The sequence below is a fragment of the Vibrio limimangrovi genome (assembly GCF_054064025.1).
Window position 1 is genome coordinate 404,294 of the sequence record NZ_JBSUGF010000006.1, and the last position, 16,023, is coordinate 420,316.

Sequence of the window (16,023 nt, forward strand, 5' to 3'; positions counted from 1 at the left end):
CTTGATATCAGAACAGTTTTACGAGTATGGGAATCATGACAAATTTACGAGTTAGCGTACTTATTATATTGGTTTTAGTCCCAGGCACATCGAGCGCGGCAGCGGACAACTACTGGCAGTTTGAAAACAATGTTGACGGAATAAACATTTACACGCACGAGCATAAAAAAGGCTTGGTTGAGATTCGTGCTCAGATGTTCACTCCAACCACTTACGGCGCATTTTTAACGCTGCTGGAAGACAGTGACAATATTCCTAATTGGATTGCTAACGCGAGTCACAGTCGAGTCCTACAAAATTTCAGCCACTGAAAACATCGTCTATACTCAATTTTCCGCTCCATGGCCGGCAAAAAATCGAGACATGGTTACGTACTCTAAGTATTGGCTTGATGAGCTAGGATTCACATTAAAAATCCAAGACGCGCCAGAATCAACGTTTGCAGAGCAAAGCGGCTATATTCGTATTCACTCCGTTGATGCTACGTGGAAATTACAGAAACTTACCAATGGCACTACGTTTATTGAGTACAAGGCATTTGCTGACCCAGGTGGAATACTGCCAAATTGGTTAGTAAACAATCTCTCTAAACAGAGTGCCCGAGCAACATTTACCAAATTAAGAGAGCAACTACCCAGATACCAGCAATACTCTCACCCCCAAATAGCTGAGTGACTTCAATACGTACTGTTACACATTGCTACTCCCAGACGAATTAAACGAGTACATACGCACTTCATCGCTAAGAAACCATCGACATATGACATGGCTGAACTCCTTTTTGGTGGAGTTATAAACATAGTCCAATGCAGTAAAAGCATATAGCCGTTCTGAGAAGACTGTGGACATTCAGATTATCTATGGTTAACAATGCCAGCCTAGCGCAGGTCACATTAGATGCAGTTCACACTACTATCGATCTTATTGAAGCTAAATCTTCGACTTTACACGTCAAGATTATTTTAACCCCCCATGTAAATCCTAAATAAGTTTTCCAAATGAAAAATGGCAGCTCATTCATATCTAGAGCTGCCACTAAAAATGTACTTATTCTGCTTTTGGTGGGGTACGTGGCAGTACAGTGAGCACTCGCACAATAAAAGCGTGTAACTCAGTCATGTAGTTGCTTAAGAACTGGGCCGTACCCTCGTCGGTGACTAAGCCATCTTCAGTTATGAGTCCCGGTTTAAACTGTACATACGCCTCAACGGTATTCATCAGTGGGGAGTTGCAGAAACATAACACGCCACGCAGGCTTTGCTGCGCCAAAGCGGTTCCGATAGAACCCGGAGAAGTTCCGATCACGCCTGACGGCTTAGCGGTAAACGAGTTCTGACCCCAAGGACGACTCGCCCAGTCGATGGCATTTTTCAGCCCGCCCGGTATTGAACGGTTATACTCCGGAGTCACAAAGAGTATGCCATCCATTTCAGCTATCGCCTGCTTAAATGCGCGAGCAACTGGAGGGAAATCTTCATCATAATCAGGGCTGTATAGAGGCAAATCTTTTATGGGAATCTCAATCAACTCAAGCTCAGGCGGTGCAAGGCGAGACAGCGCTTTTGCAAGTAATCGGTTGATTGAGTTGGAAGATAAGCTACCGACGAAGTAGCCAACTTTATACGTTGCCATACAATCTATCTCCTTCTCTGCTTTTTTCGAATTGAGTCTTTCAGTAACAACTCAATGGCCAGTACTTTGAACCTCATAAAGTGTAGTTCAAACGATGTCGATCCAATTGAAATAGTGACCTTTTATTAAAGAGAGATTGGGAGAGAGGCAGAGGATTGTTGATGCTTAAACAGAGTAGTTCAACAAGAGATTAAGTAAGCCCGCTAGCCCTAGTAGGTAATTTAGAGCATGTTTTGAGGCCGTGAATATATGATTAAGGCACTAAAGTCGTTGCTTATAGTGCCTTAAACAGAATCGTTTCTACGTTCGGTAAAGAACTTTTACCACATGCCAGCCAAATTTTGTCTTAACTAAATGCGGGGTCAGAACTTCACCTGAAAAGCAAACTTTGTCGAACTGTGGCACCATCTGGCCACGACGAAACTCGCCAAGGTCACCGCCACGTTTGCCAGACGGACAAGTAGAGTATTTCTTTGCCAGTGTCTGAAACTTAGCGCCTTTTTTAAGTTGTTCGATAATGTCTTCTGCTTGTTCTTTATGTTTCACAAGAATGTGCAATGCGGCTGCTGTATTTGCCATTTGTCTATCTCTCACTATTCTGGTGGCGCAAGTGTACCGAATACGCTCAGAGACGCCAAACATTTCTCTCAACACGCTTAACCAGTTTGTACAGTTTCCCTACGTGAACAGTTCAAGATTTAAGCACCCAATCAGAGGGGTGCTTTCTGTATTTTTACCCGTTACTTAATCATTTTAATTAACGAGCGACCAATTAACCATTCGAGCTCTTTATCACCGCCAGCACCGAACTGGCTATCTACCATCTTATACAAACGTTCAATACCATTAGCAGCAAACTCATGAGCATTTTCGGCAGTCACAATATGATGGAAAAGAAGTCTTAAAATGGCAAGGAATTCAGCGTCTTCAAGTGCTTTCATCCAGCTTTCTGAAAAAGCATCGATACCTTTATCGAACTCCAGGTGGTCAACAAATTTTTTGAAGATACGTGCATTAAGTGCTGCAGTAAAATCCGTTTTTTTAGGGAAGTGATGACTGATACCTGTACGTGATACGCCAGTCTGCTGACTTAATGTAGTGTATGACATTTTGTCATAACCAAGTCTAAGCAACTGATCAACCACAGCATCCATGATCTTCTGGATCGTAATTTCGGTGTCTTCTTTACTACGCTTTGGCATATTTTAAGCTCTTCTCTTTTAAATCCATCTAACTCACCACTGAACGAGGACAGAATGACATCATCCTCACTCTTATTGCTTTACTTCCCCCTAATCCCGCTAACTGACCAGAGTAGAAAGGTACTTCGCAATAACCCAATGATCATAGTCGCTTTGCTAACACATGCCATTGTTTGACCGGCGAAAAGTGAACTGCATCAGCACCTTGAACCAAGCCGCCTATCGAAGCATGCAGGAAGTTAAGAATGATAATCATGTAGAATTATTCATTCCTCAAATACTCTTATAATTCGGTCGTCAGTTCAACTGACCAAACACAAATCGCATTCTTAATTAGGGTAATTACTCTTAAATATTGATATGTATCACATTAAGCGTATATCAGGTTGAACAGCCATCACTATGATTCAGTAATAGACCATCTATCGCTTATTGCTTTTTTATGCAAAATCATTCATTTCTGTAGATAGAGATCAAATACCTGCTAGAATACCCTTAGTTTTTACAAGAGGATTCGTTATGAGTGTCGAATTAGAAGGAAATCAAGTTTGTGAAGCATGTGGCTGTGCAGGCGAAATTGGCTTTGTCATCAGAGAAGGCGACGAGGTTGCTGACGTAACGATTTTCGCAGATTCTAAAGATGCGTTGGAATCTGCATTAGCAGCATACATTGAGATGGCTAAATCAGTTTGCGCTAATGTTGAATATAACGTTACTGAAATCACAGAAGAGTCAAAACAAGTTTCGGCTCGATTCCAGTTTGAAGTAAGCGCAGAAAAGCTAATCTTTGAATTAAAAACTCGCACATTAGCGCGTTAATACCGTTCGACATAAAGCGAGTATTCAACTCGCTTTATGTTTAGCACGTCCCGATAAGTTGCAACCAAACGGTTGAGATAGCCGCAACTCACGCTTTGAGATATTCTTTTTAGGATCTCTCCTTAGTTAAGCAACTCGCCATGCGTTTCATTCTACTTATTCTTGCACTAATAGCACTCAACACACCTTCCGTTGCCTATGAGCTGGATTATTATTCCAAACTCGGCCATATGGATAACTACGGCAATCTTGACTTACGTAGCAAGCCTTTTACGCAGCTACCTTCTGGTTTGTCTATTAAGGGAAACTTGAACATTTCCCAAACTTCGATCACTAAGTTACCCAAAGGACTTGATGTCGGTGGAAGCTTAGAAGCGATGAACAGCGCACTGCGGGTTGTCCTCCCCGGAGCCAAAATAAAAGGCTACGCAAACCTGCTAGGTAGCCAAATCGAGAGCTGGCCGAAAGGTGTAAAACTCGGTGGCTATTTAAACCTTACCGACACTCCGCTAAAAGCATTACCAGCTAAACTGCATGTGAGTGGTGACTTAAGCGTTGTGCGCACTCCATTAACCTCTCTTCCTGAAGGATTGATCGTAGATGGAAACCTATACGTTGGTGAGTCTGCGTTGAGAGAATTTCCAGATACCATGACCATAAAAGGAAACATATTCTTAGGTGGGAATCGGATAACTAAGTGGCCAAGTGAATTGACCTTGGGTGGGGCTGTCGCACCTTAAAAAGGTAAAAAAACCTCGGGACAGTGCCCGAGGCGTTGTGAATCAGAGGTACTTATCGATTAGCCAAATGGCTTAGAAGTATTACTCTTGATTGTTAACCGGGTTCGCATAACTCGCTATAAGGTATGGACGCGCACCTTCAGGTAATTGCTCAAGCTTCTCAGCTAACTGACGCTTCACTTTTTCTGAAATACTGGCTTCATCACGACCTGCCGCCAGTCGGTTGATTGGGTACAAGCGATAGTTGTTATGAATTTGACGGTCGATTTCTCTAGCCAGCAACTCCGGCGTTTCGAATTCTTCATCAATCACGTCACCGAAAGCAACGTGGATTCGTCCTTTGTAGCCAACGATACCCTGAATAATACTTTCAATATCTTCAAACTCACCTTTCTCATAACGACCGCTCTCTGCTTTCGCAAATAACTCTTTGGCTTTGGCAATATCACAAGGATCGTTCTCATAAGAGATAGAGACTGGCACAATCTTCAATGAACGTGTGTACTCGCCAAAGCTGACTTTTTGCTTACGGCCTTCAACATGAAACATTTTCAGAATCGCAGGATCAGTAAAGTCATTACCGTCTTTTGCACGACCTTCCTTTTGTGCAATCCAAATAGAGTTGCCGGTATCTAGTGAATGTTTGATGTAGCTGGACAGTTGCCCCAGTGCTTTCATCATTTCGCGTGGAGCTTTCGCTGAACGCTTCACGATAAAGCTCTTGTTTAAGCGCATAAGTTCTGTCGTGCACGACTTCTTAAGCAGATTATCACCAATAGCAATGCGAACAGTGCGGTGGTCACTTTCGTGCAGACCATAGTTAACCAATGCAGGGTCCATTGCAATGTCACGGTGGTTAGACACAAACAAGTAAGAGGTGTTCTCATCCAACTTATCCAGGCCAGAAAAAGTGACGCCATCCGTTGTCTTGTCTAGCATGTCTTCTAGATATTTCTTCACTTCACCCTGAATCGCTTCTACAGAGTTAAGTTTGGTCCATTTCGCTTTCAGGTAGATGCGGACGATTGGGCTCATTAAAGTTTTGAACCACCCAGCTTTGCTCGCAAAACGGTGATCAAGAATCGCAGTGATAAATTCATCATCATGGATAAGACGGTCCAGCGCGGCTGGAATTTCTTCGTCATTATAAGGACGAATTTCAATATAAGGATCGGTATTGGCTGTCATTGTTCATTACATATCTAAAAAAGCTGGCACATTTTACGCATAGTTTTGCTGCATCGCAGCATTTCAATCCATACTTTTAACATGGTCATACCAGTTATTCTATACTTTAAAGGGTTAAAAATTTCTTTTAACCGGTTGGAATCCTGCGGGATTAGCGTTACGCTTAGCGGCCCAAAAATATTGGTAATCATAATGAACTACGCAATTGAATTTCACGACGCTAATTACCCTTTTCTTAATGTTGCTGCACGCAAAAAGGCGCTAAAGCACAGCCTATTATCTGTGGTTGAAGGGTTAGCGATCATTAAATTGGGTAAGCAGGAGTATGCCATTGAACCGGGTCAATATTTTTGGATTCCTCAGGGATGTTTGAACTCCCTCACCTTTTTACCGAGTACTCGCGTGCATCGCTGTGATTTTTCTGTTCGTTTGAGTGATGGTTTTTCTCAACAAGCAGGATTTATTAAACCCTCAGCGCTTCTGAAAGCCTTGTTGGACAAGTTACCATCAACAGAAACACGTTCAGATATTCAACTGGATTTGCTAGCGGTCGTTAAGCACGAAGTGCTAACTATATCTCCTGCGCTCTCGAGCTCAGCATTAAGCAAGGCGATCAATCTGTGGAAGCCAGAATCCGAAATAAGCATCTCAAGGGAACTATGTTTAGTACTGACGCTTCGCGAAGCGAGAAAAATGAAGCTGTCTGGAAAAAAGGATTCGGATATTGTCGAGGAGCTTTTCGCGGGAAATAGTGAAGAATATGAACAACTCTGTTTCTTAGTCTTTGGAGAGGCTTTATAACGCAAAAATTCAAAAAATGCCTGTTTTTCTCAGACGCACTCTTTTTTAGTTTCAGAATGGCACTTCAATTTGCATCATCCAGTCGGCGTCGTAGTATTCATGCCAACGATAATCCACACGCATCCTTGGTTGACCGTCACCTTTGTCACCAAAGCCAATACTAAACATCAATCCCTGGTTACGAATCCACTCTTCAGTACTCATCTTACTTTCTTCTTCTACGAGCTCTTCAGGCATCCAGAGCCCCAATCCGAAGTAGTTTTTTTCAAGGTTTTGAGTGAGTAGCGGAGTGTCATGCGCCTTAAACGCCCACTCTTCCCAATAATTTTCCGTAGTTCCATCCAATGCAACGTCGGAAATATGCCAATTCAAAGCATCGGCACTTAGCGAACTAACGCTGTCAAACATCTCTTCACAAATTGGCATGGTGTTATCAGCAAATACAACAGAGCGATCAGAAAAATAGTTGCATGCCTCACTAGTTTGTGGAACCACAAACAGCACGCATGCACTAATTACAGCGACTCTGACCATGAAATGTTAACCTCTCAGCTACCAGATAAAGTTTCTCGATATAAGCCTTCGTTGAGCAATAATTCACTGACAGTCTTTGTGGTAAGAGCGCGGATGTCTTGCCCTTCGATCAACGCTTTACGGATGTCAGTACTTCTAATTTTTATTTTTTCAGGACACGCCATAACGGCCCAGCGCTCGGTAATTTCTTGCGCTTTATAAAATTTAGCAAATTTGAAGAAATTATCAGGGCCAATAACAAAAGTTATATCGTCCGTCGGATGAATCTCCTGAATTTTGTTTAATAACGCATAGGTCGTCACACTTTGTCCAGGTTGGTATAAAGCTTGCTCAACGTCCGAACGTTGAACATTAGAAAGCCCCATATCCTTAATAAATGCATCCACCAACTTGCACCGGGTTGGGTACGCTAACATTTGCTTGCCCCACGCATGTGCAATGCTAGGTTCGAGTAGCACAAGATCAAAGTGGCTCAGAGACTCGATAACACTTTTGTGGCCTAAGCTGGGTGGATTAAATGCGCTACCAAAAATGGCGATTTTTTTCATATCCGGCGATTACCTGGTTGAAGAGAGTTTTCTAATCTGATGATTTAGGTATGATACTACTAATCTTTAAAGCTTTTTGACACCAAAGCGTTGTTTGTGAAGCTCAACTGGATAGATTGTCACCATTTATTTGTGATCAATGAACCTTACGTTGAGATATTAGTTAATAACCAACACTCTTTTGTGTCTGACATATTTGCAGGAAAAGGAACCCTAAATGGAACAATCCATCCGTGATGAAATGCGCGTACTCCCTTCTATTGATCCGTATTTCGAAATTGAACGCCGTGTCGCTTTTATTAAGCGTAAGCTACAAGAAGCTGGTTGTAAGTCACTCGTATTAGGCATTAGTGGTGGTGTTGACTCAACAACGTGTGGTCGCCTTGCTCAACTTGCAGTAGACCAATTAAATGATGAAAGCGGCAATAATGACTACCAATTCATTGCAGTTCGCCTGCCTTACGGTGAGCAAAAAGATGAAGATGAAGCACAACTTGCCCTCTCTTTTATTAAGCCGACGCACTCCGTGTCTGTGAACATTAAACAAGGTGTAGACGGCATGCACGCGGCCTCTCACTTTGCCTTAGAAGGGACGGGCCTTCTTCCGTCTGATGCAGCAAAAGTAGATTTCATTAAAGGCAACGTAAAAGCACGAGCTCGAATGGTCGCGCAATATGAAATCGCAGGTTACGTAGGTGGCTTGGTGCTGGGTACGGATCATTCTGCAGAAAACATCACCGGTTTTTACACTAAGTTTGGCGATGGTGCTTGTGACCTTGCACCTCTGTTCGGTCTGAGTAAACGCCAAGTACGTGAAGTATCAGCAACGTTGGGTGCACCAGAGTTGCTGGTGAAAAAAACACCAACGGCAGACCTGGAAGAGCTTGCGCCGCAAAAAGCTGACGAAGATGCGCTGAACCTGACTTACGAGCAAATCGATGACTTCCTGGAAGGCAAACCCGTTTCACAACATGTCAGCGATCGTCTGGTTGCTATTTACAAAGCAACACAGCACAAACGTCAGCCAATTCCTACGATTTACGACTAAGCAACATTTTAAACGAAATGTTTGCTATAAAAAACGCTGCTCTAGGGCAGCGTTTTTCTTAAGTATTTTAAGCTGATTAGTTAGTCACTGTGACATCGGTTTCCGGAACGGCACAACACGCTAATACCGTCCCCATAGAACGCTCTTCAACACTCAAAGCGGGTACGTCAGGATGGTGAACTTGCCCCGATTTCAATTGTACTTTACAAGCACCACATAAACCTGCGCGGCAGCTGTTGCTGATGTCCTTTCCGGCATCTTCTAGTTGATCTAGCAGTGTTTTCTGATTATTCCCCGTTATTTTAGATCCGTTGAACTCGATTTCGATGGTTTTCTCTGGTCTTGCCGTCACTGGTACAACACCAAAGGCTTCCTGATGGTAATTTTCCTCAGGCAGGCCCTTTTTCAGTAATAAATTCTTTGCTTTCTGCATGAAACCATCAGGGCCACAAACAAACACCTGGCGCTGCTCAGCATCTTTGATCTGCTTGATGTGCGAAAGGCTGAGTCGACCTTTTAACCCAAACCAATCTATCGCAGGCTGAGTCAGGCAGAATTTGACCTCGAGCCCTGGATGCTCTCGCTTCAGTTGTTCCAGTTCAGCTCGGCATGGAATGTCCTTTTCTGTGCGGCACTGATGGTAGAACACAACATCATCTAATTGATTGTGATCGGCCAGATAACGCACCATCGACAACATCGGTGTGACGCCACTTCCTGCTGAAAGCAATAACAAACGTTGAGTATGATGCGGTTTAAGATGAAACTCTCCATCTGGATTTTCCGCTTCCAGTACATCGCCAACCTGAAGATTATCCAGCAATGCGTTAGACACGCGTCCGCCAGAAATTCTTTTCACTGAAATCGCATAGCGTCCAAGACGAGAAGGACTAGAAGAGAGCGTATAACGTCTGCCAATCTTTTTATCATCCACTTCAATGTCTATCGGCAAATGCTGACCCGGTAAATAATTCGGTAGCTGGCCTTTGCTTGGTTCTAGCCAAAACGTCACGAAATCTTGTGCGATCTCTTCACGCTCCACACAAGTTAACGTCATTCGCACTGGAGAGTTGTCCGGATAAAACTCTGGCTCTTTGTATTCGAGCACTTCGACTTTGTCGCCTTGACGAATAATACCTTCATTACGCGCCACAAGGTTTTGACCGAAGAACACTCCGCCTAGCTCATTGGAGCGGAACTGTTGCAGCGTTTTTAGTGGCTCTTTACTCTCACGGAACGTGCCTCTTTGCGTGTTGACGGTAGTAAGAATACAGCGCTCACAAGGTTTCAGTGACTCAAACTCAACCTCGCCGATACGAATGCGTTTCCAGGAGTCTTCTTCGAATGGCTTAGTGTCCGCCACTACCAGATTGGTACGAAACTGATCCATGGAATGCTGCTCAGAGCTTCTTTTGTTCAGTTCATCAAGCGATGCCTGACTGATTACCAGAACTGGATAACCGTCAGCGAAACTGACGTTATGGCCAAACTTATCTCGCACTCGGTTCGATTGTTCACCGCAGAATAGAAGTTCAACTCTCAAACCTAAAACACGGGTAAACCAGTCGTCAGCTTCATCTGTCGTGGTATAAGCCGTGAACGTGTCACTCCAAACGGTTGCGGGCGTTTCCTGCATTTTGAAATCCTGATAACGGATCTTTAGCGGCTCCATACCCAAGGAACTAAACACAACACCATCGGCGAGTATCGCTGATTTCACCGTAACCATTTGGGGAAATTTCCGTGCTGTAATCATAGAGCCATCAGCTTTGGCTATCATGAAGCGGCGATCAAAGCTCAATCCTTGCTTTTCTACCCATGCTGACGAGAGCGCGACCCCTCCAACTGATTTAACCGGAAAGACATTTATTTGAGATAAGTTCGGTTGTGACATGACCTTCTTCCTGCGGTGCTTTTTATTTATTGCGCTATTGTAAGGAGAAGTCTTAACTAATGTAAGGCGTTGACTTAACTAAATCGAACCAGTGCGTTTTTAACAACACGCTGACCAAACGCTGATTGATTAAGTATGATACTAGACACACAATTCGCCATTCTTTTGACAACAACGATAAATTGACTAGAGGCTTATCATGGATACAAGAAAACTCGTTCTAATTTTACTGTGTATCTTTCTTCCACCTGTCGCGGTGTACATGGAAAGAGGTTTAAATAAAGACTTCTTCATCAACTTGATTCTGACCTTTTTCTTCTTCTTGCCGGGAACAATTCATGCTCTTTGGTTAACCATGAAATGATTCACTGAGCTTCCACAATCGTAGAAAAGTGAAAAATGGGATGAAATGTGGAGTCAATTCCTCTATCATCCTGTCGCCTAAGCGCAAGCGTTTGCTATCACGTTAAATGCTGTGTTTAGGCTCCAATCAGACAACTTTTTAATGGTGGGAGCAATTAATGACAACACTGACTATTACTCGTCCTGACGACTGGCACGTTCACTTACGCGATGGAGAAGTTCTGAAAGACACCGTTCGCGATATCAGCCGCTATAACGGGCGTGCGCTGATCATGCCAAACACCGTCCCACCTGTTACCAATACCGAAATGGCTCTGGCCTACCGCGATAGAATCCTTAAAGAACAACACGGTGAGCAGTTTGAACCATTAATGTCGCTATACCTTACCGATAACACGACACCGGATGAAATTCGCACAGCAAAAGCGACAGGAAAAATCGTTGCAGCCAAACTTTACCCGGCAGGTGCAACAACTAACTCAGACTCTGGTGTGACCAATGCTAAGAACATCTACCACGTTCTTGAAGCAATGGAAGAAGTCGGTATGCTACTTTTGATTCACGGTGAAGTAACGCATAACCATGTTGATATCTTTGACCGCGAAAAAGAGTTCCTAGATACTGTTCTGGCACCAATCGTCAATGATTTCCCAAATCTAAAAATCGTTCTGGAACACATCACCACCGCTGACGCTGCCAACTTTGTTAAAAATGCTTCTGATAACGTTGCCGCTACCATCACTGCTCATCACCTGCTTTTTAACCGAAATCACATGCTTGTCGGTGGCATTAAGCCACACTTCTACTGCTTGCCAATTCTTAAGCGCAATACCCACCAACTAGCGCTGATTGAAGCAGCAACAAGTGGTAGTAAGAAATTCTTCCTCGGTACAGATTCAGCACCACACGCAAAAGGCGCTAAAGAGTCGGCTTGCGGCTGTGCGGGTTCATACACATCACACGCAGCGCTTGAGCTATATGCTGAAGTATTCGACAAAGAAGGAAAACTGGAAAATCTGGAAGCATTTGCAAGTTTCAATGGTCCAGACTTTTACGGTATTGCTCGCAACGAAGATACAGTAACGCTGGAAAAAGCATCTTGGGATGTGCCTGAGACCATGCCGTTTGGTAATGACATCGTTGTACCTATCCGCGCAAACGAACAAATTGAATGGCAAGTGAAATAAGCGCTTCACTAAAGCAACGTCTATAAACAGTCTATAAACAAAAGGGTCATGGATTCTATTCTCCATAGAAAGTCATGACCCTTTTTGGTGGTGTTGTTATCAATTATTTTCCGCGTACTTTTTCCACCAATGTCCAGCCACCAACAACAAGCAAACCGGCAACAAATCCAATAAGACCGTTAAGTAAAATCGGTAACACTGCAGTGGCAAAAGAGTGGTCACTGAAATTCATGAGAATCGGTTCAACAAGGTGATGAATGGCAGGGACATTGTGGACAATAATGCCACCGCCAACCAAAAACATCGCTGCCGTGCCCACTATGGTCAGCAATCGCATAAGTTTTGGCGCAAAGGTAACCAACGCATTCCCGACCTTCGCCATCAAGCCTTTTCCTTTCGCCCGGACCTCGAGGTACAGGCCCAGATCATCCAATTTAACAATACCTGCGACTAAACCATAAACGCCAATGGTCATCACAATCGCTATCAGGCTGACGACGATGACTTGTGTGACAAAACTGGCTTCCGACACCGTACCTAACGCAATCACAATAATCTCAGCGGATAGAATAAAATCAGTTCGAATCGCACCATTCACCTTTCGCTTCTCAAACTCTTCAACCGACTCCCCTGTATCCACCACTTCTTCTTTTTCTTCGTGTGAATGAGAATGCGGGAAGAGCTTTTCTAACACTTTCTCCGTGCCTTCAAAACAGAGGAACAATCCCCCAAGTAAAAGCAAAGGCATGATCAACCAAGGAATAATGGCACTTATGATCAGTGCAGAAGGCACTAAAATCAGCTTGTTTTTGAATGATCCCTTAGCAACAGCCCATACCACAGGGATTTCACGTTCAGAGGCAACGCCTTGCACCTGCTGGGCGTTCAATGCTAAGTCGTCTCCCAGCACACCTGCCGTTTTTTTCGCCGCCACTTTTGACATCACCGCAATGTCATCCAATACCGTGGCAATATCATCCAACAGTGTAAGTAAACTTGCTCCAGCCATTCTTTATCTCTTTATATAAAATTAGTCGCCTAAACTCAGGTTAAAACAAATGTAGCACCATAAATCTGCTCAGCAAAGTGATGATCTGGCAAAGATTTTGGTAACGAACGATATTTTATATTGCCGTTGAGATAAGACACGTCTAGGCTTGTCTTACCTTTGAGTACACAAAAGAAAAAGTATAGATGAAAAGCGGATACACTTACCCGATTGGTACCCCGGGACAACCTTGGGGCGATGCAGAAAGTAAAGCTTGGCTAGCACAGCGCGATGTAAAACGTAGCTACCAGAAAGAGGTCGTCAGCAAAATTGACGCGCTTCGCAACCGTTTCGATGTTGAGCAATACGGTGCACTCTCTTACGACGAAGAGCGTTTCCCACTATTTTGCATCAAAACCCGCAACTGGGATTCTGCAAAGCCAACGGTTCTGGTCACTGGTGGTGTGCACGGTTACGAAACCAGTGGTGTACATGGTGCACTAAAATTCGTGGACACAGAAGCTGAGCGCTACGCCGAGCACTTCAATATCGTCGTTGCACCGTGTGTTAGCCCATGGGGTTATGAAGTGATTAACCGCTGGAATCCAAATGCGATTGATCCGAACCGCTCTTTCTACGCAGACAGTCCGGCCGAAGAATCTGCAAACCTAATTAAACTGGTTGCTACGCTAGGCAATGTGTTAATGCACATTGATCTTCACGAAACGACTGACACAGATGAAACTGAATTCCGCCCGGCTCTTGCGGCTCGTGATGGTATTGAATACATTGAAGGTATGATTCCGGACGGTTTCTACACCGTCGGCGACACAGAGAACCCGCAACCAGAGTTCCAAAAAGCGGTGATAGAGTCAGTAGCAAAAGTGACGCACATTGCTCCTGCGGACGAGAAAGGCGAAATCATCGGTTCATCTGTTGTCCAATTTGGCGTTATCAACTATCCAATGGTGAAACTGGGACTGTGTGGCGGGGTCACTAACTGCAAATATGGCACCACGACAGAAGTCTACCCGGACAGCCCGAAAGTCACTGACGAAGAGTGTAACGACGCTCAGGTCGCTGCGGTTGTCGGCGGCCTGGATTACATTCTGTCGCAACTCGCGCCAACAGAATAAGTTGTCCCAACGCCTAACCTAGTTTCATTAATGAGGAGGGATGTTAACTAGCTCAAACAAGTGTTCCGTATTAAAGTGACCCCCTATTAGTCTTTGACTACCGGGATTGTTCAAGTTCGATAGCCTCTCGAACCTTTCTAAGCGCAACACGTAAATTATCCATAGAAACTGAACCAAGTGCGATTCTGATAGCTTGGGTGACTGACCGGGACGTCCTAAAAGGCTCTGCGGTAGAAACAGAAATGTTAATATCCATAAGTTCTTTTACTATTCGGTCCGCTCTTGCCTCTTCGGGTAAAGGAATCTAGGCAAAATATGATGTTGGATGGGCAATGCAGGGGATGTCCCCTAACACCTCTCTAAGTACGATCTGCCGTTTGCGTGCGTCACGCCTTTTTAACGCTTCCAAACGAGCAACTGTACCATCTTGTATCCAATTACATATTAATTTGGTCATCACTGAAGGTGTATTCCATGTGGTAGCTCTGACGGCTCTTTCAAGCGCTTCTCGAAAGATGTCAGGGCAGACTACAGCGCCAACCCGAAGACCTGTTGCTACATTCTTCGAATAACCTGTGACATAGACCGTACGCTCTGGCGCAAAGAACGCAATTGGCCGTGGTGGCTTTCGAGCTAAGTAAGCATAGGGAGTATCTTCGATAATTAAGAGCTCATGCTCCCGAGCAATCTCTGCCAACTCTATTCTTCGCGTACGGCTTAATACCCAACCGAGAGGGTTATGTAATGTCGGCATGGTGTATACCGCTCTGACATGCCTGAATCGTTCCAGAATATAGGCAATACAGTCTGGTTCTCGCTAAGTTGTGTTTCGCTGTTCAGTATGTTGACTGGATTTATCTTCTGGTACAAGGGATTAGCTAGCGGAGGTATTGCTTCTGTCGGTCAATTACAACTTTTACAGCCATTTTTTGGACTAGGATTGTCTGCAACCCTACTGCATGAAACTATAAGTCCTGTCATGTTACTTATCACTCTCGGGGTCATTCTTTGCGTCATTGGCTCTCGTAAATTCGCCTGATATTGGCGCTCTCCGATAACCTGCTCAAGACGTCAGAAAAAGTGAACACAACAATGTTAAGCGGCACTCATTACTCGCGAAGTCGTATTGATATCTTCTAGTTCAGAACTACTACACTATCCAACGGCTGACCATTTTGAAATGCACAAGACCACAATGTGAACGATGCAGCCAAATTTAAGTCTAAAACTGGACGTTTCCTCTATCTCAGCTTCTTGAACTTATTTAGGAAAGACCCTGATAATCAGTTAACTTAACCTTTCGGTTAATTACACTCGCAATGCTTTTTAAGGATGAACCCATGAAACCCAAAGTTGTGCTTTACAAAACGCTCCCTGATCATGAAATGGCTCTGTTAGAACGTCATTTTAAAGTCATTGCTTTTCAGGACGTGAATGACAGTAACCAAGATGCTTTTCGTGCGGCAATTCACGATGCAGATGGCATCATCGGTTCTGGCATCATGATGTCAAATGAAGTACTAGAGCAAGCTCAAAATTTAAAAGCAGCAGCAACCATTTCTGTCGGCACAGACCACTTTGATCTGGCCTATTTGAGCAAACGAGGTATTCCTTTAATCCACACTCCTGGAGTTCTTAACGAAACCGTCGCTGATACCGTTATTTTGCTTGCGTTGGGTGCCGCTCGTCGTGCCACCGAACTCTCGATTATGGTGCGAGAGGGGAGATGGCTAAAAAGTTTGACCGAAGAACATTTCGGCGTAGATTTGCATGGCAAAACTATGGGTATCGTGGGAATGGGACGTATCGGTTGTGCAGTAGCAAAGCGTGCTCACCACGGCTTTGGCATGCCAATTTACTATTGTAATACCAATTACATTAATTAAGTGGTCAATCTTGTCCAGTCCCTAAAGCAGAGTGAGATAACTCTGCTTTTATTCTCC

General features: G+C 44.0%; 18 protein-coding genes and 1 pseudogene. 10 read left to right on the plus strand and 9 right to left on the minus strand.

The features are described from left to right. Positions 1-35 precede the first annotated feature (35 nt). Positions 36-675 (plus strand): annotated as a pseudogene (locus tag ACWYU8_RS07725) (START domain-containing protein). A gap of 372 nt (positions 676-1,047) precedes the next feature. On the opposite strand, the gene ACWYU8_RS07730 reads toward ACWYU8_RS07725, so the two are convergent. From ACWYU8_RS07730 to ACWYU8_RS07740, 3 genes are all read right to left on the minus strand, one after another. Next, positions 1,048-1,632, minus strand: a complete 585-nt coding sequence (locus tag ACWYU8_RS07730; RefSeq protein ID WP_444493621.1) for an NADPH-dependent FMN reductase — start codon at positions 1,630-1,632, stop codon at positions 1,048-1,050. A gap of 300 nt (positions 1,633-1,932) precedes the next feature. Continuing rightward, positions 1,933-2,274, minus strand: coding sequence for a peptidylprolyl isomerase PpiC (ppiC, locus tag ACWYU8_RS07735; RefSeq protein ID WP_457518592.1), 342 nt, complete (start codon positions 2,272-2,274; stop codon positions 1,933-1,935). 98 nt (positions 2,275-2,372) lie between these two features. After that, a complete protein-coding gene (locus tag ACWYU8_RS07740; protein WP_457518594.1) occupies positions 2,373-2,834 on the minus strand; it encodes a TetR/AcrR family transcriptional regulator in 462 nt (153 codons plus the stop codon). A gap of 519 nt (positions 2,835-3,353) precedes the next feature. Between ACWYU8_RS07740 and ACWYU8_RS07745 the strand changes: the two genes are divergently transcribed. After that, on the plus strand, positions 3,354-3,653 hold the full coding sequence (locus tag ACWYU8_RS07745; protein ID WP_457518596.1) for a YfcZ/YiiS family protein: 300 nt from the start codon (positions 3,354-3,356) through the stop codon (positions 3,651-3,653). A 140-nt stretch (positions 3,654-3,793) separates the two neighbouring features. Next, entirely contained in the window at positions 3,794-4,393 is a 600-nt protein-coding gene (locus ACWYU8_RS07750; protein WP_457518598.1) for a hypothetical protein, read from the plus strand. An 81-nt stretch (positions 4,394-4,474) separates the two neighbouring features. On the opposite strand, the gene ACWYU8_RS07755 is transcribed toward ACWYU8_RS07750, so the two are convergent. Next, positions 4,475-5,581 (minus strand): 1-acyl-sn-glycerol-3-phosphate acyltransferase, encoded by a 1,107-nt coding sequence (locus ACWYU8_RS07755; protein WP_457518599.1) that lies wholly within the window; start codon positions 5,579-5,581, stop codon positions 4,475-4,477. Between the two features lie 192 nt (positions 5,582-5,773). Here ACWYU8_RS07755 and ACWYU8_RS07760 point away from each other — a divergent pair, with 192 nt between their 5' ends. After that, positions 5,774-6,382: an AraC family transcriptional regulator gene (locus ACWYU8_RS07760; RefSeq protein WP_457518601.1), complete on the plus strand. Its 609-nt coding sequence runs from the start codon at positions 5,774-5,776 to the stop codon at positions 6,380-6,382. Positions 6,383-6,433: 51 nt separating this feature from the next. On the opposite strand, the gene ACWYU8_RS07765 is transcribed toward ACWYU8_RS07760, so the two are convergent. Both ACWYU8_RS07765 and ACWYU8_RS07770 read right to left on the minus strand, forming a co-directional pair. Continuing rightward, entirely contained in the window at positions 6,434-6,916 is a 483-nt protein-coding gene (locus tag ACWYU8_RS07765; protein WP_457518604.1) for a hypothetical protein, read from the minus strand. Between the two features lie 14 nt (positions 6,917-6,930). Continuing rightward, entirely contained in the window at positions 6,931-7,464 is a 534-nt protein-coding gene (locus ACWYU8_RS07770; RefSeq protein ID WP_457518606.1) for a nicotinate-nicotinamide nucleotide adenylyltransferase, read from the minus strand. 217 nt (positions 7,465-7,681) lie between these two features. Between ACWYU8_RS07770 and nadE the strand changes: the two genes are divergently transcribed. Next, complete coding sequence (nadE, locus tag ACWYU8_RS07775) at positions 7,682-8,512, plus strand: ammonia-dependent NAD(+) synthetase (RefSeq protein WP_457518608.1); 831 nt, start codon at positions 7,682-7,684, stop codon at positions 8,510-8,512. A 76-nt stretch (positions 8,513-8,588) separates the two neighbouring features. Here the strand turns inward: nadE and ACWYU8_RS07780 are convergent, their stop codons facing one another. Beyond that, positions 8,589-10,406 (minus strand): MOSC N-terminal beta barrel domain-containing protein, encoded by a 1,818-nt coding sequence (locus tag ACWYU8_RS07780; RefSeq protein WP_457518609.1) that lies wholly within the window; start codon positions 10,404-10,406, stop codon positions 8,589-8,591. Positions 10,407-10,605: 199 nt separating this feature from the next. Between ACWYU8_RS07780 and ACWYU8_RS07785 the strand changes: the two genes are divergently transcribed. Together ACWYU8_RS07785 and pyrC are read left to right on the plus strand one after the other, a co-directional pair. Further along, a complete protein-coding gene (locus tag ACWYU8_RS07785) occupies positions 10,606-10,770 on the plus strand; it encodes a YqaE/Pmp3 family membrane protein (RefSeq protein ID WP_457518611.1) in 165 nt (54 codons plus the stop codon). A 157-nt stretch (positions 10,771-10,927) separates the two neighbouring features. Then, positions 10,928-11,956: a dihydroorotase gene (gene pyrC / locus ACWYU8_RS07790; RefSeq protein WP_457518613.1), complete on the plus strand. Its 1,029-nt coding sequence runs from the start codon at positions 10,928-10,930 to the stop codon at positions 11,954-11,956. Positions 11,957-12,059: 103 nt separating this feature from the next. On the opposite strand, the gene ACWYU8_RS07795 is transcribed toward pyrC, so the two are convergent. Then, a complete protein-coding gene (locus ACWYU8_RS07795) occupies positions 12,060-12,965 on the minus strand; it encodes a DUF808 domain-containing protein (RefSeq protein WP_457518615.1) in 906 nt (301 codons plus the stop codon). A 185-nt stretch (positions 12,966-13,150) separates the two neighbouring features. Between ACWYU8_RS07795 and ACWYU8_RS07800 the strand changes: the two genes are divergently transcribed. Next, positions 13,151-14,080, plus strand: coding sequence for a M14 family metallopeptidase (locus tag ACWYU8_RS07800; protein ID WP_457518617.1), 930 nt, complete (start codon positions 13,151-13,153; stop codon positions 14,078-14,080). Positions 14,081-14,384: 304 nt separating this feature from the next. Here the strand turns inward: ACWYU8_RS07800 and ACWYU8_RS07805 are convergent, their stop codons facing one another. After that, complete coding sequence (locus ACWYU8_RS07805) at positions 14,385-14,834, minus strand: aminotransferase class I/II-fold pyridoxal phosphate-dependent enzyme (protein ID WP_457518619.1); 450 nt, start codon at positions 14,832-14,834, stop codon at positions 14,385-14,387. Positions 14,835-14,852: 18 nt separating this feature from the next. Between ACWYU8_RS07805 and ACWYU8_RS07810 the strand changes: the two genes are divergently transcribed. Then, complete coding sequence (locus ACWYU8_RS07810; RefSeq protein ID WP_457518621.1) at positions 14,853-15,119, plus strand: EamA family transporter; 267 nt, start codon at positions 14,853-14,855, stop codon at positions 15,117-15,119. A gap of 301 nt (positions 15,120-15,420) precedes the next feature. Beyond that, positions 15,421-15,966 carry an NAD(P)-dependent oxidoreductase gene (locus ACWYU8_RS07815; RefSeq protein ID WP_457518623.1) on the plus strand — a complete coding sequence of 182 codons (546 nt, stop codon included), beginning with the start codon at positions 15,421-15,423 and terminating at the stop codon, positions 15,964-15,966. Positions 15,967-16,023: the final 57 nt, after the last annotated feature.

Coding starts and splice junctions, on each gene's coding strand:
- ACWYU8_RS07745 (WP_457518596.1), top strand. CDS start 3,354: ATGAGTGTCGAATTAGAAGGAAATCAAGTTTGTGAAGCATGTGGCTGT.
- ACWYU8_RS07785 (WP_457518611.1), top strand. CDS start 10,606: ATGGATACAAGAAAACTCGTTCTAATTTTACTGTGTATCTTTCTTCCA.
- ACWYU8_RS07780 (WP_457518609.1), bottom strand. CDS start 10,406: ATGTCACAACCGAACTTATCTCAAATAAATGTCTTTCCGGTTAAATCA.
- ACWYU8_RS07760 (WP_457518601.1), top strand. CDS start 5,774: ATGAACTACGCAATTGAATTTCACGACGCTAATTACCCTTTTCTTAAT.
- nadE (WP_457518608.1), top strand. CDS start 7,682: ATGGAACAATCCATCCGTGATGAAATGCGCGTACTCCCTTCTATTGAT.
- ACWYU8_RS07805 (WP_457518619.1), bottom strand. CDS start 14,834: ATGCCGACATTACATAACCCTCTCGGTTGGGTATTAAGCCGTACGCGA.
- ACWYU8_RS07795 (WP_457518615.1), bottom strand. CDS start 12,965: ATGGCTGGAGCAAGTTTACTTACACTGTTGGATGATATTGCCACGGTA.
- ACWYU8_RS07765 (WP_457518604.1), bottom strand. CDS start 6,916: ATGGTCAGAGTCGCTGTAATTAGTGCATGCGTGCTGTTTGTGGTTCCA.
- ACWYU8_RS07815 (WP_457518623.1), top strand. CDS start 15,421: ATGAAACCCAAAGTTGTGCTTTACAAAACGCTCCCTGATCATGAAATG.
- ppiC (WP_457518592.1), bottom strand. CDS start 2,274: ATGTTTGGCGTCTCTGAGCGTATTCGGTACACTTGCGCCACCAGAATA.
- ACWYU8_RS07755 (WP_457518599.1), bottom strand. CDS start 5,581: ATGACAGCCAATACCGATCCTTATATTGAAATTCGTCCTTATAATGAC.
- ACWYU8_RS07740 (WP_457518594.1), bottom strand. CDS start 2,834: ATGCCAAAGCGTAGTAAAGAAGACACCGAAATTACGATCCAGAAGATC.
- ACWYU8_RS07810 (WP_457518621.1), top strand. CDS start 14,853: ATGCCTGAATCGTTCCAGAATATAGGCAATACAGTCTGGTTCTCGCTA.
- ACWYU8_RS07730 (WP_444493621.1), bottom strand. CDS start 1,632: ATGGCAACGTATAAAGTTGGCTACTTCGTCGGTAGCTTATCTTCCAAC.
- ACWYU8_RS07750 (WP_457518598.1), top strand. CDS start 3,794: ATGCGTTTCATTCTACTTATTCTTGCACTAATAGCACTCAACACACCT.
- pyrC (WP_457518613.1), top strand. CDS start 10,928: ATGACAACACTGACTATTACTCGTCCTGACGACTGGCACGTTCACTTA.
- ACWYU8_RS07800 (WP_457518617.1), top strand. CDS start 13,151: ATGAAAAGCGGATACACTTACCCGATTGGTACCCCGGGACAACCTTGG.
- ACWYU8_RS07770 (WP_457518606.1), bottom strand. CDS start 7,464: ATGAAAAAAATCGCCATTTTTGGTAGCGCATTTAATCCACCCAGCTTA.